20 protein-coding genes are annotated in these 20,977 nt (G+C 67.9%); 6 read left to right on the top strand and 14 right to left on the bottom strand.

The genetic code is table 11. The features are described from left to right. Positions 1–24: 24 nt before the first annotated feature. The 4 genes from ABE424_RS04285 to ABE424_RS04270 all read left to right on the top strand — a co-directional run bounded on the left by ABE424_RS04285 (position 25) and on the right by ABE424_RS04270 (position 4,848). On the top strand, positions 25–792 hold the full coding sequence (locus ABE424_RS04285; protein WP_179458755.1) for a SapC family protein: 768 nt from the start codon (positions 25–27) through the stop codon (positions 790–792). A 198-nt stretch (positions 793–990) separates the two neighbouring features. Beyond that, entirely contained in the window at positions 991–3,714 is a 2,724-nt protein-coding gene (locus ABE424_RS04280) for a TonB-dependent receptor (RefSeq protein WP_346491053.1), read from the top strand. Positions 3,715–3,819: 105 nt separating this feature from the next. Further along, complete coding sequence (locus ABE424_RS04275; RefSeq protein ID WP_346491054.1) at positions 3,820–4,287, top strand: GNAT family N-acetyltransferase; 468 nt, start codon at positions 3,820–3,822, stop codon at positions 4,285–4,287. A 126-nt stretch (positions 4,288–4,413) separates the two neighbouring features. Continuing rightward, entirely contained in the window at positions 4,414–4,848 is a 435-nt protein-coding gene (locus ABE424_RS04270) for a hypothetical protein (RefSeq protein WP_346491055.1), read from the top strand. Positions 4,849–4,920: 72 nt separating this feature from the next. Here the strand turns inward: ABE424_RS04270 and ABE424_RS04265 are convergent, their stop codons facing one another. The 14 genes from ABE424_RS04265 to ABE424_RS04200 all read right to left on the bottom strand — a co-directional run bounded on the left by ABE424_RS04265 (position 4,921) and on the right by ABE424_RS04200 (position 19,094). Beyond that, positions 4,921–6,300 carry a serine hydrolase gene (locus tag ABE424_RS04265; protein ID WP_346491056.1) on the bottom strand — a complete coding sequence of 460 codons (1,380 nt, stop codon included), beginning with the start codon at positions 6,298–6,300 and terminating at the stop codon, positions 4,921–4,923. Between the two features lie 120 nt (positions 6,301–6,420). Then, complete coding sequence (locus ABE424_RS04260; RefSeq protein WP_346491057.1) at positions 6,421–7,140, bottom strand: DUF2968 domain-containing protein; 720 nt, start codon at positions 7,138–7,140, stop codon at positions 6,421–6,423. Between the two features lie 92 nt (positions 7,141–7,232). Further along, the gene (locus ABE424_RS04255; RefSeq protein ID WP_346491058.1) at positions 7,233–9,404 is read right to left on the bottom strand and encodes a TadG family pilus assembly protein; all 2,172 of its coding nucleotides are present in this window, start codon (positions 9,402–9,404) and stop codon (positions 7,233–7,235) included. Positions 9,405–9,417: 13 nt separating this feature from the next. Then, on the bottom strand, positions 9,418–9,870 hold the full coding sequence (locus ABE424_RS04250; RefSeq protein WP_346491059.1) for a DUF3613 domain-containing protein: 453 nt from the start codon (positions 9,868–9,870) through the stop codon (positions 9,418–9,420). Beyond that, positions 9,867–10,766: a Flp pilus assembly protein TadD gene (locus ABE424_RS04245; protein WP_346491060.1), complete on the bottom strand. Its 900-nt coding sequence runs from the start codon at positions 10,764–10,766 to the stop codon at positions 9,867–9,869. Before ABE424_RS04245 ends, ABE424_RS04250 begins: the two co-directional genes overlap by 4 nt. 5 nt (positions 10,767–10,771) lie before the next feature. After that, complete coding sequence (locus tag ABE424_RS04240; protein ID WP_346491061.1) at positions 10,772–11,722, bottom strand: type II secretion system F family protein; 951 nt, start codon at positions 11,720–11,722, stop codon at positions 10,772–10,774. A 36-nt stretch (positions 11,723–11,758) separates the two neighbouring features. Next, positions 11,759–12,697, bottom strand: coding sequence for a type II secretion system F family protein (locus ABE424_RS04235; RefSeq protein WP_346491062.1), 939 nt, complete (start codon positions 12,695–12,697; stop codon positions 11,759–11,761). 2 nt (positions 12,698–12,699) lie between these two features. After that, on the bottom strand, positions 12,700–14,052 hold the full coding sequence (locus ABE424_RS04230) for a CpaF family protein (RefSeq protein ID WP_346477442.1): 1,353 nt from the start codon (positions 14,050–14,052) through the stop codon (positions 12,700–12,702). Then, positions 14,037–15,305, bottom strand: coding sequence for a fimbrial protein (locus tag ABE424_RS04225; RefSeq protein ID WP_346491063.1), 1,269 nt, complete (start codon positions 15,303–15,305; stop codon positions 14,037–14,039). Before ABE424_RS04225 ends, ABE424_RS04230 begins: the two co-directional genes overlap by 16 nt. 25 nt (positions 15,306–15,330) lie before the next feature. Next, complete coding sequence (locus tag ABE424_RS04220) at positions 15,331–16,698, bottom strand: type II and III secretion system protein family protein (protein WP_346491064.1); 1,368 nt, start codon at positions 16,696–16,698, stop codon at positions 15,331–15,333. A 19-nt stretch (positions 16,699–16,717) separates the two neighbouring features. Then, complete coding sequence (gene cpaB, locus ABE424_RS04215; RefSeq protein ID WP_346491065.1) at positions 16,718–17,755, bottom strand: Flp pilus assembly protein CpaB; 1,038 nt, start codon at positions 17,753–17,755, stop codon at positions 16,718–16,720. Between the two features lie 19 nt (positions 17,756–17,774). Next, entirely contained in the window at positions 17,775–18,263 is a 489-nt protein-coding gene (locus tag ABE424_RS04210) for a pilus assembly protein (protein ID WP_346491066.1), read from the bottom strand. Continuing rightward, complete coding sequence (locus ABE424_RS04205) at positions 18,260–18,805, bottom strand: A24 family peptidase (RefSeq protein WP_346491067.1); 546 nt, start codon at positions 18,803–18,805, stop codon at positions 18,260–18,262. The genes ABE424_RS04210 and ABE424_RS04205 overlap by 4 nt, the downstream gene beginning before the upstream one ends. A gap of 97 nt (positions 18,806–18,902) precedes the next feature. After that, positions 18,903–19,094: a Flp family type IVb pilin gene (locus ABE424_RS04200; protein WP_346491068.1), complete on the bottom strand. Its 192-nt coding sequence runs from the start codon at positions 19,092–19,094 to the stop codon at positions 18,903–18,905. 252 nt (positions 19,095–19,346) lie between these two features. On the opposite strand from ABE424_RS04200, the gene ABE424_RS04195 reads away from it, so the two are divergent. After that, positions 19,347–19,511 (top strand): hypothetical protein, encoded by a 165-nt coding sequence (locus tag ABE424_RS04195; protein ID WP_346491069.1) that lies wholly within the window; start codon positions 19,347–19,349, stop codon positions 19,509–19,511. Between the two features lie 372 nt (positions 19,512–19,883). Next, positions 19,884–20,873 carry a helix-turn-helix domain-containing protein gene (locus ABE424_RS04190; RefSeq protein ID WP_346491070.1) on the top strand — a complete coding sequence of 330 codons (990 nt, stop codon included), beginning with the start codon at positions 19,884–19,886 and terminating at the stop codon, positions 20,871–20,873. The last annotated feature ends 104 nt before the right edge of the window (positions 20,874–20,977 follow it).

Genomic DNA, 20,977 nt, shown 5'->3' with positions numbered 1-20,977 from the left:
GGCGCGTCGTATCCGACTGATTCCATGACTGCTGAAACCACGACTCCGCCCGCCGCTGCGCCGTCCCAGGCCACCGGTCCGCTGTTCTACCAAGCGCCCGTGCCGCTGCGCTCGGATCTGCATGCCGCCTGGCGCCTGGTGCCCGACACCGCGCATTTCGCGGCGGATACCAACGCGATTCCCGCCGTGATCGGCGAGTTCGGCTCGCTGGCCCAGCATTACCCGATCATCTTCACCGGCAAGGATGCGATGCCGGTGGTGGCCGTGGGTCTGGCCCAGCGCAATCTGTTCGTTGCCAATGACCTCTGGGACGAACAGAGCTACGTGCCAGCCTACGTGCGCCGCTACCCGTTCGTGTTCATGCAGGCCGGCGAGCAGGACGAGTACGTGCTCGCGCTGGACTCGGCCGCCCGGCAGGTCAACCAGGGCCAGAGCGAGGACGGCCTGCCGCTGTTCCAGGATGGCAAGGCGACCGAGGTGGTCGACAACGCCATGCGCTTCTGCGGCGATTACACCCGCGAGCATGATGCGACCCGTCGCTTCACTGCTGCCCTGATCGAGAACAGCCTGCTGATCGACCGCAATATCGACGTCACCTTGGCCGATGGCCGGCAGATGTCGATCAACGGTTTCCAGGTCGTGGACGTGGAGAAATTCGCCGCGTTGCCGGATGCCACCGTGGTGGCCTGGCACCGCAACGGCTGGCTGGCGCTGGTGCATCACCACCTGAGCTCGCTCGCACGCTTCAGCGCGCTGGTGAACCGCCAGAGTGCACTGCCTGCCGACGCCTGAGCCCGGGCGCACGCGAAGTCACGCAGACGGCGGCCGCAGGGCCGCCGTTTTTCGTTGCTTAGGCGAAATATCGATAAGCATATCCCGGGCGGTCATTTCCCCCTTTTCCGCCTGTTCAGCAGAATCACGGCCCCTTCCTCACTACGCTCCGGCACGGGCCTGCCCGCGACGGGACGTAGCTCTTTACCGGAATTCTGCATGTCTGTGCTGTATCGCCCGCTGCGTCGGCGGGCCCTGGTTCTGTCGTTGTTGCCCCTGCTTGGCGCAGGCTCCCTGGTCCACGCCGCCGATGCGCCGACCCAGCTCGATGCGGTCACGGTCACCGGCTCGCGCATCCCCCGCGCCAGCGTGGAAGGCCCCTCCCCGGTAACGGTGATCACCCAGGAGCAGATCGAGGCGCAGGGCTATCGCAGCGCCTTCGAAGCACTCAGCGCGCTGACCGAGAACACCGGCAACGTGCAGGGCGAGGACTTCGGCAACACCTTCACCCCGGCAGCCAATACGATCAATCTGCGTGGCCTGGGCCCGAACCGCACGCTGGTGCTGGTCAACGGCCGCCGCCAGTCCGATTACCCGCTGGCTTACGAAGGCTCGGTCAACGTGGTCAACCTGGCCAACATCCCGAGTGCGCTGATCGACCGGATCGAAGTGCTGGCCGGCGGTGCGTCGGCGGTGTACGGCTCGGACGCGATCGCCGGCGTGGTCAACATCATCCTCAAGAAAACCTATGACGGCGTCGGCATCAATGTCCGCGCCGGCACCACCGAGCAGGGCGGCGGTGACAACCAGCGCCTGCAGGCCGTCGGCGGCGGTTCGGGCGAGCAGTGGGACGCGATCTTCGGCCTGGAGATCGCCAACCGCAAGGCCATCTACGGCTCGCAGCGCGATTTCATGGACTCGCTGACCGACGACCCACGTGGCGTGGACCCGTTGGCGACGGCGGTGGCCTATCGCCGCAACGCGTCCACCAACAACTACATCGATCCCGGCACCGACGGCTGCGATGCCTCCAGCACGCTCTATGGCGGCAGTGTGTTCCGCGCACAGAACCCGCGCCAAGGCTGGTACTGCGGCAGCAATGAAGCCTCGCCGACGTTCTGGACCGTGCAGACCGAGAAGCGCAACATCGATGCCTACAGCGCCGTGACCTGGCGTTTGAACGATCGCCAGGAACTGTTCGCCGATGCGGCCATCGGCACTGCGCGCATCTACAACAACACGCGTGCGCCGAGCTGGACCTCTTCGCGCAACTACTTCTACAACCAGAACAGCGGTCAGCTGGAAAGCTGGTACCGACGTTTCGCGCCGGAAGAGATCGGTGGCGTACAGCGCAATGCCAATCGCTTCCTGGAGCAGTCGTGGTCGTTCAACGTCGGTGCGCGAGGCAGCATCGGCGGCTCGGACTGGGACTACGAAGCGGCCTACAGCCGCTCGCGCTACGAGAACAGGACGCAGCGTCCGGGCCTGCTGGTCGGCATCAACGAGTATCTGCTCGGCCCGCAGCTGGGCACCCGCAACGGCGTGGAGGTGTATGCACCCGATCCGTCACGTCTGTACCAGCCGCTGACCCCGGGGGAGTACGACGGTCTCTCGGACCGCTACGAGAGCCGCAACGCGGCGTGGCTGCAGACCGCCAGCGTCAGCGTCAACGGCCAGCTGTTCGATCTGCCCGGCGGCCGTGCCGCGCTGGCAGCGGTGGTCGAGGCCGGCAGCCAGGGCTACAGCAACCGCCCGGACCCGGCGTTGGGCCAAGGCGTGTTCTGGAACCTCAACGCCGGGATTCCCGCCGGTGGCGAACGTGATCGCTATGCGGCCGGCGTGGAGCTGCAGCTGCCGTTGCTGGAGCGCCTGACGGCGACCGTCGCCGGCCGCTACGACCAGTACCGCGCGGCCGGGGATCACCTGGGCAAGGCGACCTGGAGCACCGGCCTGGAGTTCCGCCCGTTCGATACGTTGCTGCTGCGCGCCAGTGCGGCGACCAGCTTCCGTGCGCCGGACATGAACTATGTGTTCGCGACCGAAACGCGCGGCTACAACCCCGGCATGACCGACTACTGGCGCTGCCGCAGTGCCGGCCAGGCCTATGACGACTGCGACTTCAGCGGACTGGCGATCGACTACACCAGCGGCGCCAACCCGCAGCTGCAGCCGGAGACGGCCAAGTCCTATGGCCTGGGCTTCGTCTGGTCGCCGTCGGCGAATCTGGACTTCACCGCCGACTACTACGACATCCGCATCGACGACGAGGTCACCAACCTCGACGCCACGCGCATCCTCAAGGACGAAGCGGATTGCCGTCTCGGCCAGACGGTGGGCGGCGACGCGCGCGATATCGGCTCGGCGCAATGCCAGGACGCGCTGCGCCGGGTGATCCGCAACCCGGCCGATGCCGCGGTGCAGCCGAACCAAGTGGTGCGCGTGCTGATCAACCCGATCAACGCCGCGTCCGAAACCGTGCGCGGCATCGACCTGAAGTCGAACCTGCGCTGGGATGCCGGTCGCTACGGTCGCTTCTCCGCGCGAGCGGCGTACTCGCTGGTGATCGATCACAGCTACCGCCAGTTCGCCGGTGACGAGGTCCAGGACCAGCGCAACTCGCTGGATTCCTACCAGTGGCGCAGCAAGGTCAACGGCAGCGTGACCTGGGCGATCAACGACTGGACCGCCACGCTGTACGGCATGCGCTACGGCTCGTTGCCGAAGACCGACGGCAGCGGCCGCATCGCCCCGTACATGACCTACAACGCCAGCCTGTATCGCAAGCTCAACGACAACGCCACGCTCGGCCTGATCGTCAACAACCTGCGCGACAGCCGCCCGCCGGCGGACAAGAACGGCGGTGGCTGGCCGTTCTATCCGGTCGGCAACTACGATCCGTACGGCCGCCAGTTGTGGCTGGAGTTCGACTACCGCTTCCTGTAATCGCCTCGCGGGCCCGGCAATGCCGGGCCCGCTGCGTTTGGGCCTGCCGCGATGCAACGGCATACTGTGCGGTGCCGAGCGTTTCGGCGATGGAAGGAAGCACGTATGACCCACCCGATCCATTACCGCCGCGCGTTACCCGACGATGCCGCGGCCTGCATCGATCTGCGCGGTCGCACCCGCGAGAACGCGTTCTCCGCCGCCCAGCTCGCCGAGCTTGGCATCACGGAAGACAGCTGGGCGGCCGGTATCCGTGACGATGCGCTGCCGGGGCATATCGCACTCGAAGGTGAGCGGATGGTCGGCTACTGCTTTGGCGATCGCGAAGGCGGCGAGATCGTCGTTCTGGCGTTGCTGCCGGCCTATGAAGGACGGGGCATCGGTCGGCACTTGCTGGATCTGGCCATTGCTGATCTGGTCGAGGCGGGGCATGCGCGGCTGATCCTGGGGTGTGCAGCGGATCCGGCGGTTCGCTCGTACGGGTTCTATCGTTACCTCGGCTGGCGGCCGACCGGTGAGATCGATGCGCTGGGCGATGAGGTGCTCGAGCTGCACGTGGGCGCCACACCGTAGGATCGGGGTAGGGCGTGCCAGTGATTCCGTGTCGGGTTCATGCGCATGGGTGGGTCATTGTGCAGCCGGTCACGACAGCGGTACCGGCACCGGGACATGCTGGATGCCTCTGCACGGAGCGATGCGATGCCTGCGTGGTTGCTGACCCTGATGATGAGTGCCACCACAGTGGAGCCGCCCACTCGACAAGTTCACACCTGCCTGGTGGACGGCGCGCGCCACTACCAGTCCACTCCGTGCCAGGGTCGCACCGAACGCATCCGCGAGATGCCGCCGCCTGCCGACACCTGGGCCAATGACATGCATATCGAGTCGCTGCGGCAGGAGCTCCAGGCCAGGCGGCGCGCGGACGCTGCACCCACGCGTCAGAAGCGCGCGCAGCGCCCCGGCGCGGCACGGGCCTCGGGCGTCCGCGGAGCGCTGATCACGGTCCACACCGATCCTGTGAAGTGCGCCGCGGCGCGGCGCCGGCGGGAGACGGCATACCAGAAGGCAGGCCAGCGGGCGAGCCTCGCGCTGAGCCGGCAGATGGATGACCGTATCCATGATGCCTGCCGGTGACCGCCTGGCATCCGCTGGGAGGGCGCACGAAAGGCGAACCGTGCCCGCCATGATGGCCGCCGCCAAGCACGCTCAGGGCTGCGTCATCAGGTACCGCGCGACGGCATCGAAAGCCGGCAGGGTGGTCGGGTCGTTCGCGCTGTTGCCGGCGACCGGGTGCGAGCCGAACCGCGCGATCACCACCCGTGCGGTGGGATCGATGTAGAGGGCCTGGCCATGCACCCCGCGCGCCATGTAGGCGCCGTGGTCGTTGTGTGAGATCCACCACATGCCGCGATAGCTCCAGCCCGGCAGCTGTGCATACCCGGCCTTGGCGAAGGCCTGCGTGTTGCCGCCCGCGCGGATGCGGGCGATCGCGGCGGCGGGCACGACCGACTGGCCACCCACCTTGCCGTCGTCGAGCAGCAGCTGGCCGACCCGGGCGAGATCGCGCAGGCCGGCATTGAAGCCACCGCCTGCGAACGGCGTGCCGGTGGAGTCCACGGTGTAATACGCATCCTGCTCGGCGCCGAGACGTTGCCAGATCCGCGACTGCAGCAGCTGTGCGACGGACTGGCCGGTACGCCGGGCGATGATCCAGCCCAGGGCATCGGTGTTGATCGTCTTGTAGCCGAACGCGTCGCCGTGGCGGCCCTGCTTCTGCACGGTCTGCAGGTAATCGTAGTAGCTGCGCGGCCCGGTGTAGCCGGCGGGCGGGGGCAGGGTGCTGCCGGCGGCGGAGTACTGCCAGACCTCGGCATTGGGGTCGGCGTAGTCTTCGCTGTAGCGCAGCGCCGTGGTCATCTCCAGCACCTGCTTGACCGTGGCGTCGCCGAAGGCGCTGTCCTTGAGCTCGGGAATGATCGCGCCGACGCGCTCGGTTTCATCGATCACGCCCTCGGCCACCAGCATTTCGCCGAGCAGCCCGGTGATCGATTTGGTGACGGACATCGCGCCATGCTGGCCATGTTCGTCCAGGCAGCCGCTGTAGCGTTCGAAGACCACCACGCCGTCATGCAGCACGACGATGCCGTCGGTGTAATTGGCCGGCAGTGACTGGGCCCAGGTCATGCGGGTGCTGCTGCCGAGCGGCGTGAACGACAGCGCGTCGATCGCGTCATCCAGCCGACGCGGCAGCGCACGGGCAGCGCCGGCACCGCGGCTGACACCGACGGTGGGCATCAACTGGCGGAAATGGCAGACCGTCCAGCGCAGCTTGGGGAAGCTGAAATAATCGTCGTCGGTGTAGCGGATGCGCTTGTCTTCCGGCGGCGGCGCGCCCTGCATCCAGCCCAGCAGCTTCGGATCGGACGCCTCCGCCGACAGCGGCGGTGCGGTCGGCGGCGCCGGGGTAGCGACGGCGGCGACCGGCACAGCGAGGACGGCGACCAGTGCCGCGGCGAGTCCGGCGCGCGATGACGCCAGCGCACCGCGCACGCCGGACACGGTGATGCGGGGACGTGGAACGGGCATGGTGCACTCCTTGCTGATGCGCAGTACGTCTGCGCCACCAAGGGTACTGCACCGCAAACGAAGACGGCGCCATCGGCGCCGTCCGTGACGTGCCCTGGCGGGGCAGGGCGCGCGATGCCGTTACGGGCTGCCGGGGTTGCCCTGCGGCACCGGGTCCGGCGTAGCCGACTCGGCCGAGGGCAGGGACAGCGCCGGATTCAGCTGCTGCGCCTGCAGCGTCTGGATGCGCTGGTTGAGCGCGTCCAGTTCGCTGTGGGAGCTGCGCAGGTCGGTGCTCAGGCTGACGGCCTGCTGCTTGGCCTGTTCCAGCGAGGCGCTGACCTGCAACGACTGCTGGCGCTGCAGCTCGGCTTCCTGCTGCAGGCTGCGCAGCCGCTCTGCGTTGTAGGCGACCAGGTTTTCGGTGTAACGCTTGCCGGCCTGCAGGCGGGTGGTGTCGATGTACACCTGGGCCAGTTGTTCGGTCTGTTCGACGAACGTGCGGTAGACCTTCTCGGCGTTGTCGACCGAATCGGTCTTGATCACGCGCCAGAAGTCTTTCTCGTGGAACAGCGCCACGTAATAGTTCAGCGTGCTGGTATTGAACAGCAGGCTGGCGCCGTAGGCACCGTTGTAGGTCGTGCGCAGCTCGGTCAGCTGTTTGGAGTCGACCAGCTGGCGCAGTTCGTCCACGGTATTGCGGACCACCGGCGCCGGGCGCGGCGTGGCCTCCGCGGCCGGCTCGGCACGCGATGCGCGCGCGGCCACGGCCTGCGGTACGACGGACAACGTCAGCAGCAACACGATCCCACCGGTCAACGCGTGCGTGACGATGGAACCTACCCCTTTTCTCTCTCGCATATTCTGGCCATCCACGAATGGATTATCGGTGAAGTTAAGTCCCCGCCGGAGTCTAGCACGCACAATCGCGTGGTCCGCACTTCACCACGGCGTCAATAAACCAACTGTGCCGGGGTGCACTGGATGGACTGCATATGTACGTCGGTCCGGCCCAGCTCCAGCCCGAGAATCTGCGCCAGCGTCTGCGACAGCAGGGTGCCGACGCCATTGAGCAGCGGCTTCAGGGTTTCCAGGACGGGGGTCAGGGCCAGGCACAGCAGGCCGCTGCAGCGGACCTGGTCGCTGCCCGGATCGGTGACGCCGGTGCCGCCGCCCAGGTCCTGCAGGCCGCCGGGCCGGGTCTGCAGATAGGAGGCGAGATTGGATTTGACGCAGTTGTTGTAGTTGAGCAGGGTACTGATCAGGCTGTTGCAGCGGTTGACGACCAGTCCGCCGAGCAGTCCGCCGAGCAGGCCGCTGAGCGCTCCCATCCCTTCGCCGGTCACCGTGGCGTTGTAGCTGTCCCATACCGAGCCGGTACGGGTGCAGGTAGTGAGATAGAGCGGGGGGCATGCATATGGCACGCCATTGATGACATCCCAATCACCCAGCGCACCGATGCCAAGGGCCGGGTTGCCATGGCGCAGCAGCTCGATGGTTTTCTTGGCATCGTAGAATCCGTTACCCGGATTGGCGGCCTTGAGATACTGATCCGCCAACCGGTTGGCGGTGGCGGCATCGGTGCTGCCCTGCTTGCCGGGCGTAACCACGTTGCTCAGCACCCGCAGCAGTTCACTCACCAGGCCGGAAACCGCCGCGCCGACCTGGGCCTGGTTGAAGCGGGTGGAGGCCGTTTCCCCGGCAGCCAGCGTGACGCGTTCATCGTGTGCGAGAGCATTGAGCGAGATCTTGTCGGTGACCAGCGGCGCGCCCAGCAGGGTCAGCAGCTGCTCGTTCTGCAGCCCGGTATCGCAGACATTGCGCTCGGAGAACTGATGGGCCGCATCGACACGGCCGACACACGCGCGCAGCAGCGAGGACTGCACCCGCACCGTGGCGGTGGGCGGTGTTGCGCCGCAATTGAGCGCCTCCAGCGTCCCCATCGCGTTGGTCACATCGGCGTAGATCGGCAGGTTGAGGCGGATGCCCAGCCCGCTCAGCACCGGACCAAGCACGGCCAGGCCGGCGGTATCGATATCGATCTTCAGCCGGACCTGCGCGTTGTAGGCGCGCGTGCCGATGCCGCCGATGGCGATGGACGGCGGCTCGATGATCGCCGCGCGGGTCTGCACCAGGCCCAGGATGTTGAGGTTGTTCACCGCGACGCCATTGCCGCCGCTGGCGATGCTGATGCTGGTGGTGATCAGGTCCAGCGCGCTGATGTCGGCCTGCAGCGCTGGCGATGCAGGGCCTTCGGGTGCCACGACCCGTGCGAACAGGCCGCTCGTGGCATCGGTGCTGCCGAGCTGCACGTTGAGCTGGTTGAGATCGATCCTTGCCGCGAGCGCATTGCGCAGTGCGGTCAGGTCCACGTTGGCGACACCGCTGCGGGTCAGCACCGTGGCCGTAGCGTCCAGCAGTTGCCCGAGCGATACGCGGTTCGCGGCGAGAAGCGCGTTGAATTCGGCGATGCCGATGTTGGCATCGACCGGAATGCCCAGCGCCTGCAGCAGGCCGCCCGGCGTGACCTTGGCCTGCGCCAATCCGTCATAGCCGAGCAGGGTGGTGCGGTCCAGATTGACGCCGACCAGAGTGAGTACGTTGCCCAGCGGCGTCGTGCCGTTGACCCGCAGCAGCTGTGAGCCCACCGAGAACACGGCGATCGGTGGCGCGCGGGTCGCCACCGCCTGCGCGCGGACCGTCGGCAGGCGCGTGTTCTGGCCGAAGAACGGCAGGACCGGGCGGGTCGCCACGACCTTGACGGCGTTGAGCGGGTTCGCCGCATCCAGCGTCATGCTGAAGTGGTCGTCCGTTCCGCGTGTCGGGTTCCAGTTGCCGCACTGGATCGCCAGGGTGCCGGAGAATCCATTGCCCTGTGCCGCATTGCCGCGCGCGGCGTTGTTGTCGCCGCGGTCGGCGCTGCACAGGTCCAGCCGCTGCGCGCCGGCCATCGAGGCCAGGTCGACCACCTTCTGCGCATCGCGCTTGGCCCAGTACAGATAGCCCACTTCGACCAGGCCGAGCATGCCGACCAGGCCGAGCAGGACCAGCATCATGGTGACCGACATCCCGCCGCGCAGCCGCCGGCGGGAAGACGGGGGTACGCGGGCGCTGGACTGGTGCATGGCCTTGCCCTCCTTAGTTGGTATCGCTGACGTCCTTCTTGACGCTGGTCTTGAGGAACTCGGGAATCTCGTGCTCGAAGCTCTTGAGGTAACGCGCGTAGCTGGCGGTCGCCTGGTCACCGAGGATCGGCAGGCGCGGCCCGGCGTGGGTGCCCGCGGCCTGCATGCGCAGCAGGTCGCGGGTGGTCTGGCCGATCTCGGTGCGCGGCGGCGGTGCAGGGGGAACGTAACGCTCGGCCGGTACGCCCGAGGCGTGGCCCGGTGCGCGCGCCACGTCACCGGGATCGGACTGGACGGGCGCCGCGGCGGGCGGCGCAGTGACGGCGACCGGCGGGGCATCCTGCCCGCCCAGCATCTGTCCGGTCAGTGGTGCCTGCTGCGCCAGCACGGGCGAGATCCAGGCCGGCAGCATCAGCAGCAGGCCGACGGGCAGGAGGCAAACAGGCAGGCGACGCAGCTGGCTCATGGCGTGTTCTCGCTGGCGGGAGTGGCGGTGCTGAAGCGCTCGAGCATCGATGGCGCCAGACGCGCATCGGTGCTGGTACGGCGATCGGTATCGACCGCCACCCGGCGGGCTGCCGATGGGGTCGCGGCGCGCGCGGTGGGTGTGGGCGCCGGGGCCGGGGCCGCTGCGGCGACGCTGGCCGGGGCGCGCTGCACCGACGGTGCAGGCGTGGCCTGCTGGCGCAGCTGTTCCGCCAGCCGGCGCACTTCGGCCTGGGCGCTGTCGGTCAAGCGCGCGTTGCGCATGATCGTCTCGGCCATCTCGTTCTGGCCGCGAAGCATGGCCCACACCGCCAGATTGGCGTTGGCCTTGGCGCTGCCGGGCGACAGCTCGGCCGCCTTGGCCAGCGGTTCCTGCGCCCGGGCCCAGTCGCCGGCGCGCAGCCGGGCGAAGCCAAGATCTCCCAGGTAGCCCGTATTCAACGGTTGCAGCTGCACGGCCTTCGCCAATGCCTGTTCCGCGCGCACCGCGTCGCCGTCGCGGGCCGCGACCAGACCCAGTCCGTGCCATGCCGCCGCGGCCTGCGGTCCGCTGGTGAGGCTGGCGTAGATCGTCAGCGCGGCCTCGCGCTGCCCGGTTTCGCGCAGCGCATCGGCATTCAACAGCCGCAGCTGCGGGCTGTCGCCGTAACGCTGCCGGTAGGCGTCCACGTGCGCCAGCGACGCGTAGTACGCGCCCTGCTGCTGCATCTTGGCGATCAGCTCGGCGTAGAGCTGCTTGTCGTCCTGCGGCGCCACCTCGGGCGAGGCCAACGCCATCGGGTCCTGGCGGTAGCCGTTGCGCACGTTCGAACAGGCTGCGCAGAGTGCGGTCGCGGCGAGCAGCAGGCAGAGGCGGGAAAGCACGGCGTGGCGCATGGCGTTCAATCCAGTTTGGTCAGGGCGGAGGCGAGGGCGATGATGGCCGGACCGGCCAGCACCAGCATCAACGCCGGTAACAAGGTCAACATCATCACGACGGTCATCTTCACCGAGAGCTTGCCCACCTTCTCCTTGAGGGTGGAACGGCGCTGTTCGCGCAGCCGGATGCTGAACTGGCGAAACGGCTCCTGCACGGCGCCGCCATGGGCATGCACCTGCAGGATCAGCTGCACCAGACTGCGCAGGTCCTCGTCATCGAACGATTCGCTCAGCCGGCGCAGCGACTGCTCGCGGCTGCGCCCATGCATGTAGGCGATGTTGGCCTGGTGGATTTCGCGGCCCAGCACCGGGATGGCGTTGCGCAGCTTGTCGCCCAGCGTCTGCAGGCTCTGGTCCATGCTGAAACCCACCCCCTGCAGCAGCCGCAGCAGATCGATCAGCAGGGGCAGCTCCGCGGAGACCTGCCTGCGCAGGCGCATCGCCCAGGCACGCAAGGCGAACTTGGGCAGCAGGATGCCGAACGCCAGTGCGCCGAAGATCGCCATCGCGCGGCTGAATCCGGTGCTGTGGTTGAAAGCCAGCACCAGGACCAGTGTGGCGACCGCGATCAACAGGCGCAGGCCGAGGAAGATCGCGGTACCGGCCTGGGTGTTCCAGCCTGCCTGGTCGAGCAGCAGCCGATCTTCCGGCGCGAGCAGGGCGGCTTCGATGCGCCCGCCGTTGAAGCGCTGGCCGAACCCCGCGATTCCCTTGAGCCAGCGCTGGCGCAGGCTGACCGGCGGCTGCGCGGGCGGGGACGCTGAGCCCGGCACGTCGCGCGGACGCAGGGCGGCCTGCAGTGCCTCCTGGTGCCGTTGTTCGCGGCCACTCAGGACCCAGCCGCGCACGCCGAGCAGGGCCACGCCCGCGGCGAGTACCAACAGCGTGGCGACCCACCAGCCGCTACTGGTCATGGTGACCTCCGGTGGCCAGGACGGGCAGGGGGGCGCTCATAGGGATTTGGCCAGGCGGTACAGCAGGAAGCCGCCGATCAGTTCCAGCCCCAGCGCCCACAGCAGCAGCGTGTGGCCGAGTGGCTCGTGGATGATCGGCTGGAAGAATTCGGGGCTGGTGATCGCCATCAGGACGGCGCTGATCGGCGGCAGCAGGGCGAGCACCCAGGCCGACATGCGGGTCTCGGAGGTGGTGGCCATCAGCTCCTGCTGGGCCTGGTCCAGATCGCGCATGAAATCGGCCATGCGCTGCAGGATCTGGTCGGCGCGGCCGCCGATGCGCACGCTGACCCCGAGCACGACCGACAGCACGTTCAGGGCCTCGAGCCGATAGGGCTGGGCTGCCTGCGCCAGGGCGCGGTCGAGGTCCAGCCCGCTGCGGGTGTAGGACAGGGTGGCATCGAGCAGGCCACGCAGTGGCATCGGCATCTGCGCGGCCGAGGTCTGGAACGCCATCTGCAGGCTGTTGCCGAGCCCGGCCAGGCGCACCAGGTTGTCGAGGAAGTCCGGCAGCTGGCGCAGCAGTCTGGCCTGCAGCCGGTTGATCCGGCGCGATACCCAGAACCACGCCGCCAAGGCACTGAGCACCAGTACGATCGGCGCGGCCCACGCGGTGCCGAGCCGCGCACTGGCGATCCACGCCAACAACGCAGCGGCGGCGGCAAACAGCAACGGCACCCGCCAGCCGGTCGGCAGGGCGGCGCGTTGCATCAGCGCATCCCAGGGCAGGCCGCTGGGCGCGGTGGTCACCGGCATCGGGGCAGGGCTGTCGCTGATCCCGGCCAGGCGCGGTGAGGTGTCCGGCCGCGACAGCCGCTGCTCGGCGTGCTGCAGCGACAGCCTCCGCTGCTCGCGTGCGGCCGCGCCGCCCCACAGCTCCACGGCCAGGGCCACCAGCACCAGCGCCGCACTGCACAGGAGCAGGACGAAGGCCATGCTCAGAAGCCTCCGCCCAGTGCTTCGCGCAGCTGCCGGCGGAACGGCTCGAGCTTGTGCGAATGCGGTTGGAAGCCCAGCCCGACCCAGCGGTCGTATTCCTTGCCGTCGGCATCGATCTGCACTTCGTGACGGAACATCTCCTGGGTCGCGATCATGTTGTCGGTGACGCCGGTGATTTCCGTGATCGAGATCAGGACCCGGCGGCCGCTGCCCAGGCGGGAGATCTGCACGATGAAATCGATGGCGCTGGCGATCTGCCGGCGCAGGCTGTCCTCGCTGCCCTGGAAACCGGCGAATCCGGCCAGCATCTCGATGCGGTAGAGGCAGTCGCGCGGCGAGTTGGCGTGGATGGTGGCCATCGAGCCGTCATGGCCGGTGTTCATGGCCTGCAGCATTTCCAGCACTTCGGCGCCACGCACTTCGCCGACCACGATCCGGTCCGGGCGCATGCGCAGGCTGTTGCGGACCAGGTCGCGGATGCTGATCGCGCCGTTGCCGTCCGCGCCGCCGATCCGGCTTTCCAGGCGCACCACGTGCGGGTGGTTGAGCGAGAGCTCTGCGGTGTCTTCGACGGTGATGACGCGTTCGTTGGCCGGAATGTAGTTGGCCAGCGCATTGAGCAGCGAGGTCTTGCCCGAACTGGTGCCGCCGGAGACGAGAATGTTGCAGCGGCCCAGCACCATCGCGTGCAGCAGTGCCTGCATCGGCCGGTCGAAGGTGCCCATGCGCAGCAGTTCGTCCGGGGTGAACGGGTCCTTGCGGAACTTGCGGATCGAGACCATCGGCCCATCCACGGCCAGCGGCGAGATGATGGCGTTGAGCCGGCCGCCGTTGGGCAGGCGCGCATCCACCATCGGGTTGGATTCGTCCAGCCGGCGGCCGAGCGGGGCCAGGATCCGGCGCAGGATGCGCAGCAGGTGGCTGTCGTCGCTGAAGCGCTGCGGCGCGCGCTTGAGCATGCCGCCCTGGGAGACGTGGATGTCCTTGTAACCGTTGATCAGGATGTCTTCGATCTCCGGATCATGCAGCAGGTCATCGAGCGGCCCGAAGCCGGTCAGCTCCTTGACCAGCGCATTGGCGACGATGTCCTTCTCGGCCTCGTTGATCGGGATCCGCCATTCGTGGACGAAGCCGGCGGTCTGCGCATGCACGTAGCGCGACACGGTATCCGGTGCCCACGCGTCGATGTCGATGCGCTCGTCCTCGATGCTGTTGAGCAGGTGCTCATGCGCGGCGATCAGCACTTTCTGGTACTGCTCGGACTGTTCGAACGGCTGCACGCCAGGCTCGGCTTCGGGGCCGGCATCGGCGCGGGCCGTGGTGGTCGGGAACGGGGTCACTTTGTCTTCCATGGGGAACCACTCAGGCGAAGGGCGAGGTGTTCCCGCCAGCCCCTGGCCGGCGCGGGGGCCGTCGGATCCAGGTGCGACAACAGCGGGGCAAGGGCACGCACATACGGATCACGGGGCGCATCCTGCAGCAGCAGGCGGCCATGGCTGGCACTGGAACGCAGTGTGGGCCGATCGGGCAACACCGCCAACAGCGGCAGCTCGAAGCGGGCGGCGATCTGCGCCGGGCTCAGGCCGCTGGCATCGTCATGGCGGTTGATGATCAGCTGCGCCCGGGTATCGCGCGCACCGACCTGGGTGAGATGACGCAGCATCTGGTCCAGCGAGACCAGGGTACCGATCGACTGGTCGGCGATCAGCCAGATGTCGTCCGCACTGTTGAGCAGCGACACCGGCAACTGACGCAGGGGGACGCCGCCGAGGTCGCACAGCACGGTGTGGAAGACACTGCGCAGGCGCTGCATCAGCATGCCGGGGTCGGGCAGTGCGGCCCCTTCCATGCCCGGCGGCTGGCCGAGCAGGGTGACGCCGGTGGCGTGGTGGGCCATCGCGGTGCGCGCCAGCGTGGCGTCGATGCGTCCGGCGTTGCGCAGCGCATCGTCGAAATGGAAGGTGGGGTCCACATTGAGGTACAGCGTCAGATCGCCGGTGGGTTGCCCCAGGTCGAGCAGCAACGTGCCCGTGCCGGCAGGCGCCGTTTCAGCCGGGTGCGCCGTCGTGGCCTGCTGCGCAAGCACGCCCAGATGCGCGGCCAGCGTGCTGCTGCCCACGCCGGGGCGTACCCCGAGCAGCAGCACCATGCGTGCGCGTGCCGGTGGCGCGACCGGGACGGTGCCGCGGCCCTGCACGCCCAGCGACGCGGCGCGGCGCAGCACGGCCTCCATGTCCTGTGGCGCGCTGTCCAGATCGAGCAGGTCGCGCAACCCGGCGCGCAGCGCGGCCACCACGCCGTCCATGTGCTCGGCCTGGGTCGAGCCCACCGCGACCAGCGGCAGCTCGGGCGCCTGCGCCTGCAGCTGGCGGGTCAGGGCCGCGGAAAACGCCGCGTGCTCATGCCGGTAGTCCAGCAGCACCACGCAGCCGGTATCGCGCAGCGGTTCCAGCGCCGACGCCGGCGCGGCGCTGTCCAGCCACTGCACCGTGCCCAGCGACGGCAGCAGCGCCGAGAGCAGGGTGGCCAGTTCGCGGTCCGGCGCAAACAGCACGAGCTTCATCGAAGCATCCCGTGGTTGGACCAGTTGCAGGGTGGCGGACATGGAGGGCAGGTTCCTGGCATCGGGCTCAGCGCGAGAATCCGGGCAGCTGGTCCGAGGACGCCGGGCTCAGCAGCCAGGCCCCCCAGACCGGCAGGTTCGGCGATGCCTCGCGCTGGCCCGGCAGCGGCACCTCGGTGCCCTGGGCCAGCGGCTGCACCAGCCGCGGCGTGACGATGATGACCAGCTCCTTCTCTTCCTTTTTGTAATTCAGGGTGCGGAAGAACGAGCCGATGATCGGCAGATCGCCGAGCAGCGGCACCTTGTCCACGTTGGAGGTGACGTTGTTGCTGACCAGTCCGCCGATCACGAAGGTTTCGCCGTCGCCCAGCTCGACCGTGGTGTCCGCGCGGCGCGTGGTGATCGATGGCACCTGCACATCGTTGTAGGTGATGCCGGCGGCATAGTTGAGATCGCTTGCTTCCGGGGCGACCTTCAGCGCGATACGGTTCGGGCCGAGCACGGTCGGGGTCACGGTCAGGCCGATGCCGAACGGCTTGAACGTCACCGTGGTCGTGCCCAGGCCCTGCGGTTCGAGGATCGGCAGTTCACCACCGGCCAGGAAGCTCGCGCTCTGCCCGGAAAGCGCGACCAGGGTCGGCTCGGCCAGCACCCGGGCCATGCCGTTGCTCTGCAGCAGGTCGATGTTCGCATCCCACCCATGAGTGAGGGATTTGAACACCAACCCGAATGCGGACGAGAGCGGATTGGTGATGATGACGTCGTCCGGGCCGGCCGATTCGCCTGCCGGCAGCAGGCCCGGCAGGGTGGAACCAGGGCGGGTGATGCCGTAGTAGAAACCGTTGTTCCCGTTGAAGTTCTTGTTGCCGAAGCTCATGCCGATCTGGCGCAGCACCGACTTGTTGAACTCGACGATCTTCACCTCGACCTGGACCACGCCACCGCTGGCGATGGTGGAGATGTCGGCGAGCTGGCCGTCCTTGCCCACCGCCATCGCGGCGGCTTTCACGCTGCTCTGGTGGTCCAGCAGCGACGGGCTCAGGCCCTGCAGCAGACCCTGGCCGTCCTGCACGATCAGGCCGGTGCCGCCGCCCTGTGCGCTGACGGCGCCCTGCACCGCGCTGCGCACCTCGATCTGCAGGCGCTCCGGCTCGCGGCTGCCGTTACGCCACAGCAACAGGGTGGTGCTGCCCGGTGCCTTGCCGACCAACAGCGCCTCACGGCCGCGCAGCATCACCACGTCGGCCACGCTGGGGTCGGCGATGGCCACCCGCTCCAGATTGGCCGGCAGTGACCACGGACGCTGTTCGCGCGTCTGCAGCACAAGCTCGGCCTCGGCGCTGGCCAGCAGCGGGCTGCCGATCAGCACGCCGACCAGCAGGCAGCGTGGCAGAACGTGGGAGAGACGGCGCGCGAGGGTGGGGCGTTCGGTCATGGGCTGTCTCGGCATGGGTTTAGCGCGACCCGCTGTGGGAGGAAATGTCGCCACGGATGATTTCGATGCCGCGGTCCGCGCGCGGCGTGGCCCGGCGGGGGGCGCTGGTCGGTAGCGGTAGTGCGGCGGCCGTACTGCGTCCGCGGCCGGCCAATGCTTCGGTGTCGATGCCGGCATAGGCGTCGTTCTCCGGGCGCTGCAGGGCCAGGCGCTCGTCGGCGGAGAGCTCGCGACGCGGGCTCAGCACGCGGTTGGGCGTCGGGAACAGCGCCTGGTCCGGTAGCCCGATGTCGGCCGGGTTGCGCAGCGCCAGGAACAGCTTGCCCTGCTGGGCGCCGAGCAGCAGCCGGTTCGCTTCGGCGACCGGCACGGCCAGCACCGCGCTGCGTGCCGGGGCCGTGGTGCCATCGCTGCGGGAGCCGCCCGCCGAACTGCTCCCGCCGGTGATGTCCTGTGCGCGGCTGTCTGCGGGCGGCGGCTCGCTGCCATCGGCCGGCACCGTGGCCACGCTCTGTACGTCATGCGCGCCATAGCTGAGCACGCGCAGGCGCGACAGCAGCAGCCGGGTCTGTGCATCGCCGTCATCGCGCAACCCACCGGAGGCGCGCAGGTTGAGGAAGACGTCGACGAAATCGCCGGGCTGGATGCGGTTGCCGGCGGCGACCAGTTCGTCCACCGGCACGGCGAGCGCACGCTCGCCGGGGTTCAGGCGCAACGAAAAGCCCTGCGCGATCTGTGCCGTCTGGATCTGGGTGCCGGCCGGGATGTCCTGGGTCGGCACCGCGCCGACCAGGGCGTTGATCGAGGTGTAGGCGCCAGTAGGGCGCTGGGGATGGCCGGTGACGCGCAGGTCCTCGGCCGTGATCGGGCGTCCGGCCGGCAACGCGCCGACCGCCTCGACCACCGGCCAGGTCGCCGGTTGCGCCGGTGCGTTCGCTGTCGCCGGCGTCCCCGGGGGCGTCTGGCTGGCGCGACGGCTGACGCCGAAGGCGATGATCGCCAGGATCACCGCCAGGCCGATCAACAGGATCGCGGCGATGCGGGTCAACTTGAGCATGCTGTTCTCCGGAGTGTCATCAGTTGCCGCCGAGATCGAGCTGGGCGACGGCGGTGCTGCGCAGTGGCTTGGGCATCACCCAGCCATACACGCGGCCGGTGCCGGGCAGGAACGGGTAGGCGCTGTAGTCGTAGCTCACTTCCACGCGGATGCACTGCGCGGCCGGCAGGTCGGCGCACGGTGCTGGCGTGGAGACGGTGATCGGCGGGGCGCCACCCGCAGCGCAGTCGGGTGACTGCTTGGCGTAAGTGAGCAGCCACTGCATGGAGCGGCGTGCCGCCAGGCAGGCGGCAGTACGGCGTTCGGTCGGCGTGGCATGGCGGAAGGCGGCCCGTGCTCCCTCGGCCGAGGCCGCCGAGAGCGTCTGCTGCGCGGCCATGATCATCACGCCGGAGTACGTGACCAGCAACAGCGGCAACAGGCCGAACAACAGCATCAAGGCGAATTCCAGCGTGGCGATGCCGCGTTGGGGCCGGGAATGACGGCAGTACCGACGTGTGACGCTCATGCGGCACCGCCGACGTGCTGCTGCAGCACCCACCACAGGCTGGCGAAGGCCAGATAGGCCGCGTACGGGATTCCCACCCGGCCTTGGCGTGCATGACGCCACTGCGCGATCACCGGCTGCAACCGGCGCGTGACCGGACCGCTGGAGCCAGTGGTCAGTGCGTCGTGGGAGAAGACAGGCGGCATGCGCCGCGCGACGATCACGCACATCGCATGTGCACCGGCGAGCAGGCTGGCGATGATCCAGATCGGCAGCAGCGGTGCGGCGCCGAGCAGCAGGCCGAGCACCGCGAAATACTTCACGTCACCGGCACCCATCCAGCCGACGGCATAGAAGGGCAGCAGCGACAGCAATCCCAGCGCGAAGCCGAGCAGGTGCGTACCCGGAAAGCCGCGGCCTGCGATCAGCCACTGCCAGGCCAGTGCCACCAGTGCCAGGCCGGTCGCCAGCATCAACCCACGATTGGACACCCGTCGGGCGTACAGGTCATGGATGGCGACCTGTACGCCCAGCAGCAATGCCACCAGGGGAAGGAGTTCCATGCGTTATGTCCCCCGAATCGGTCGTGCCTCTGCACGTCCGCGCCATGCCGTCGCCGCGGGAGAGCCGGGCGACAGCGCTGGCATTCACATCAGACGATCAGGCCGACGCTTTCCCGGTGGCGTCCTCGACGACTTCACCGAGCTTTTCGAAGAGGCTCGTGAAGAAGCCTTCGATCTGCGTTTTACCGACGACCACCAGGATGCCCGCGATCACGGCGGCCAGCAGGCCGTACTCGAGCGCGGTCACGCCATCTTCTTCCACGAGGAACTTGCGAACGGATGCATTCATGACGGTTTCTCCCTTTCCCAATCAGAGCCCGAACGGGCGGATACAACCCCTGGTACCGATGGTGTTGCCTGGCTCCGCCAGGACGTCCATCTCGACCGCGCATCCTGCGCGGTGCGGCCCTTTACAGGCCTGCGCTATCGGCCGGGCAGTGCCCGGCCGACGTCATTGGCGGCAGATCGCGCTGGACAGTACGTCACTGCTGCCGGCACGCGGCACTGGCAATGAAGGCACTGAAGATGAAGGTTGCTGTCCATGGCGTTCCCTCTGTATTGCAGTATCACCGCGTCGGTATACCCGGGCGTCCTGATCTGGATGCTCGACGAATCGCGCGGTATCCAATACACAAAATCGGCAGACCCGGATTCAACTTTAGGGAAAACCGGTCAGCCGTGGCTGCGCTGCATGAACCTGATGTAATGGCGTCAAAGTGAACTGCGGGTGGATATTATGTGATGGTGATGTGATGTCAATTATTTGGCGGTGTGCGGACGCGCACAAACGCTGGGTTTTACGGGTGTCGGCCATATTTGTGATGGCGATTGTGATTCTGTTTACCTGGCGTCCAGTTCGGGCATACTTGCCAAAAATGCGCATCGAATCAGACGCGCAGAGCGGCAAGGAATCTGCTGAGTCATTTAGCGGGCATCGCTGGATGATCTGGATGGGCGGGCAGACGGCATCGCCGCGGCAGGTTGCCGTAACAGAATGCGCAGCAGGAATCGAAGGAGTGCGCACCCGGTGGCCTATGGCGAGACACCGGGGGTCCAGGCCAAAGGGGGCATCACTGTCATGGTAGATGGTGTGGTGGATAACCGGATCGAGAGCGGGCTCAGGGCATTCGACCTGGCATCGCTCAGTGGTGTGCTGCGTGTCTGCGATCTGGAAATGGTGCTGCTGGATGGCAACGGCCCGCGGGCCGCCATCGAATCGCAGGTGCATGACGAGGCGTTGTTCTGCACGGCCGTGAGCGGGTTCCATTTCCGCGGCCGATTCATGCTGCCGCAGGACTGGTGCCTGCTCGGCCTGATCCACGCCACAGACGAGAATGTGAGCTGGTGCCACGGCATGCCGCTGGCGGCGGGGACGGTGTTGACCGTGCTGCCCGAAGGCATCAGCGAGTTCACGCTCAGCGCCGGCACCCACCTCACCCTGCTGCTCGCGCCGATGCAGCGCGTGCAGCGCAAACTGACCGAACTCAGCCTGCGCAGCACACTGCCTTCGGGCCAGGCGCTGTCCCTGTTCCACGTCGGCGCGGCCGGCGGCGGGACGCGCCTGATGCAGCGCTATGCCGATGTGCATGCCGCGCTCGCCGGGCAGGGCGGTGCCTTGGCCGCCGATGCCGTGGATACCCTGCTGCATGACCACATCCAGGCCCTGTTGGGGGCCGGCAGCGACGACCACCCGACCTGCAGCCGGGGCCGGCGCACGCATTATCTGATCGCCCAGCGCGCCGAGAACTTCATGCGGCTCAATCTGCGTCGCTATATCTACATGAATGAAATCTGCGACGCCGCCGGCGTCAGCGAGCGCGCGCTGCGATATGCCTTCGAAGACCTGTTCGGCACCTCGCCCAACCGCTATCTCTCGATGCTGCGGCTGTGCGCCGCGTGCCGCGGGTTGTCGATGGCCGATTCCAGCCGCAAATCGGTCAAGGCGATCGCGCTCAGCTGCGGACTGTGGGACCTGTCGCGCTTTGCCGATAATTATCGACGCGTGTTCGGCGAGCTGCCACGCGACACGCTGATGCGCGCGCCCGCGCAGATGGGCAGCCCGGCCTGAGCATTCAAACGAGTATCCACGCGCCGGCCGTGCACATATTCGGCAACCTGCCGAAATTGCCCATGTCCCTGCCGGTTTTACCCGTCGTCTTGCCGGAACGCACG

Origin of the sequence: Stenotrophomonas sp. TWI1149 (assembly GCF_039673155.1) — a bacterium.
In the GTDB taxonomy this organism is placed as follows: Bacteria; Pseudomonadota; Gammaproteobacteria; order Xanthomonadales; family Xanthomonadaceae; genus Stenotrophomonas; species Stenotrophomonas maltophilia_AA.
This window is presented reverse-complemented; position numbering and strand designations above follow the sequence as displayed.

Bases quoted from the DNA above. Each gene is read 5' to 3' on its own strand.
- ABE424_RS04210 (WP_346491066.1), bottom strand. From the start codon at position 18,263: ATGAGCGTCACACGTCGGTACTGCCGTCATTCCCGGCCCCAACGCGGC.
- ABE424_RS04235 (WP_346491062.1), bottom strand. From the start codon at position 12,697: ATGGCCTTCGTCCTGCTCCTGTGCAGTGCGGCGCTGGTGCTGGTGGCC.
- ABE424_RS04230 (WP_346477442.1), bottom strand. From the start codon at position 14,052: ATGGAAGACAAAGTGACCCCGTTCCCGACCACCACGGCCCGCGCCGAT.
- ABE424_RS04225 (WP_346491063.1), bottom strand. From the start codon at position 15,305: ATGTCCGCCACCCTGCAACTGGTCCAACCACGGGATGCTTCGATGAAG.
- ABE424_RS04280 (WP_346491053.1), top strand. From the start codon at position 991: ATGTCTGTGCTGTATCGCCCGCTGCGTCGGCGGGCCCTGGTTCTGTCG.
- ABE424_RS04205 (WP_346491067.1), bottom strand. From the start codon at position 18,805: ATGGAACTCCTTCCCCTGGTGGCATTGCTGCTGGGCGTACAGGTCGCC.
- ABE424_RS04220 (WP_346491064.1), bottom strand. From the start codon at position 16,698: ATGACCGAACGCCCCACCCTCGCGCGCCGTCTCTCCCACGTTCTGCCA.
- ABE424_RS04270 (WP_346491055.1), top strand. From the start codon at position 4,414: ATGCCTGCGTGGTTGCTGACCCTGATGATGAGTGCCACCACAGTGGAG.
- ABE424_RS04285 (WP_179458755.1), top strand. From the start codon at position 25: ATGACTGCTGAAACCACGACTCCGCCCGCCGCTGCGCCGTCCCAGGCC.
- ABE424_RS04265 (WP_346491056.1), bottom strand. From the start codon at position 6,300: ATGCCCGTTCCACGTCCCCGCATCACCGTGTCCGGCGTGCGCGGTGCG.
- ABE424_RS04240 (WP_346491061.1), bottom strand. From the start codon at position 11,722: ATGACCAGTAGCGGCTGGTGGGTCGCCACGCTGTTGGTACTCGCCGCG.
- ABE424_RS04200 (WP_346491068.1), bottom strand. From the start codon at position 19,094: ATGAATGCATCCGTTCGCAAGTTCCTCGTGGAAGAAGATGGCGTGACC.
- ABE424_RS04250 (WP_346491059.1), bottom strand. From the start codon at position 9,870: ATGAGCCAGCTGCGTCGCCTGCCTGTTTGCCTCCTGCCCGTCGGCCTG.
- ABE424_RS04195 (WP_346491069.1), top strand. From the start codon at position 19,347: ATGGCGTTCCCTCTGTATTGCAGTATCACCGCGTCGGTATACCCGGGC.
- cpaB (WP_346491065.1), bottom strand. From the start codon at position 17,755: ATGCTCAAGTTGACCCGCATCGCCGCGATCCTGTTGATCGGCCTGGCG.
- ABE424_RS04245 (WP_346491060.1), bottom strand. From the start codon at position 10,766: ATGCGCCACGCCGTGCTTTCCCGCCTCTGCCTGCTGCTCGCCGCGACC.
- ABE424_RS04260 (WP_346491057.1), bottom strand. From the start codon at position 7,140: ATGCGAGAGAGAAAAGGGGTAGGTTCCATCGTCACGCACGCGTTGACC.
- ABE424_RS04190 (WP_346491070.1), top strand. From the start codon at position 19,884: ATGGTAGATGGTGTGGTGGATAACCGGATCGAGAGCGGGCTCAGGGCA.
- ABE424_RS04275 (WP_346491054.1), top strand. From the start codon at position 3,820: ATGACCCACCCGATCCATTACCGCCGCGCGTTACCCGACGATGCCGCG.
- ABE424_RS04255 (WP_346491058.1), bottom strand. From the start codon at position 9,404: ATGCACCAGTCCAGCGCCCGCGTACCCCCGTCTTCCCGCCGGCGGCTG.